This is a genomic window from Gilvimarinus gilvus, from assembly GCF_030518155.1.
Lineage (GTDB): Bacteria > Pseudomonadota > Gammaproteobacteria > Pseudomonadales > Cellvibrionaceae > Gilvimarinus > Gilvimarinus gilvus.
This window is the reverse complement of the sequence record NZ_JAULRU010000237.1, coordinates 1-1,284: the sequence shown is the minus strand read 5'-3', so window position 1 is coordinate 1,284 and position 1,284 is coordinate 1. Positions and strand designations below refer to the sequence as shown.

Below are 1,284 nucleotides of genomic sequence, written 5' to 3'. Positions count from 1 at the left end.
TTGATACTTATGATGACCTCCTCCTCTAGATTCCGGAGGAACCTTCTAAACTTAGAGTGCGAAAAAAAGTTAATCAAGAAGGAGATCATCTCATGAGATTTTATACCAAATCCCACAAATATTTTTGCGGAATCGATTTGCATACAAAAATGATGTACGTCTGTATATTTGATTCCGATGCTAACATACTGATTCATAAGAATATACCAACCAATGGCAAAGTCTTTCTCAAACTCATTGAGCCGTACCGTGACGACATTGTCGTAGGTGTAGAGTGTATGTTTTCATGGTACTGGCTCGCGGATTTATGCGCCAGCGAAGACATAGAATTCATTCTCGGGCATGCCCTTTACATGCGCTGCATTCATGGCGGAAAGGCAAAGAATGACAAAAAGGATTCCGAGAAAATTGCCCGAATAATGCGAGGTGGTGATTTTCCTTTGGCTTACGCTTATCCTGCAGAACTTCGACCACTGCGCGACCTCATGCGAAGGCGCAGCCACCTCGTGCGAATCAAAAGCGAAATTCAAAGCCATATCTCAATTACCAACTATCAATATAATCTCGAACCCTTTGAAAAAAACATTGTTCACAAGGGAAACCGGCAAGGATTGGAGGATCATTTCGTAAACCCTTCTGTTCGTCTTAATGTTGAAACTGATATATCCGTTATGGACGGCCTGCACGAACAGATCAAACGTTTAGAAAACTACATCATTAAGCACGCCAAAAGCTACGATCACAGAATGCTTTATCGACTTAAGACTGTACCAGGCATTGGCGACGTACTGGCACTGACCATCATGTACGAAGTACTCTCCATTGAGCGCTTCCCTACGGTACAAAAATTCGCATCCTACTGTCGATTGGTGAAATGCGCCAACGAGTCTGCGGGTAAGAAAATGGGCACCTCAGGATCCAAAATCGGCAATGCGCACTTAAAATGGGCTTTTTCCGAAGCAGCCGTCTTATTCTTAAGAGGTAACAAAACAGCTCAAGATTACCTCGATAAACAGACGAAGAAATTTGGGAAAGGAAAAGCACTTTCAATACTCGCGCACAAACTCGGTCGCGCGGTGTACTTTATGATGAAGCGAAACGATGTATTCGATATGAACTACTTTTTTAGATCGCAATGACGGTTTAGGGCAGCGAATCTAAGCTAGCAGTGTATAACTGGTGGTATTGTGCTTAAAGATCGACCTTACAAGCTAACTGTTTAATCTTTGAGATTAATGCTTGTGTGATGAAAATAGCCAACCCCTTCCGCTTTGATTAGATAAG

The 1,284-nt window shown here is 42.4% G+C and carries 1 protein-coding gene; it reads left to right on the top strand.

Annotated elements, in window-relative coordinates:
- Positions 1–92: 92 nt before the first annotated feature.
- Complete coding sequence (locus tag QWI17_RS03250) at positions 93–1,139, top strand: IS110 family RNA-guided transposase (RefSeq protein ID WP_302721068.1); 1,047 nt, start codon at positions 93–95, stop codon at positions 1,137–1,139.
- The last annotated feature ends 145 nt before the right edge of the window (positions 1,140–1,284 follow it).

Bases quoted from the DNA above. Each gene is read 5' to 3' on its own strand.
- QWI17_RS03250 (WP_302721068.1), top strand. From the start codon at position 93: ATGAGATTTTATACCAAATCCCACAAATATTTTTGCGGAATCGATTTG.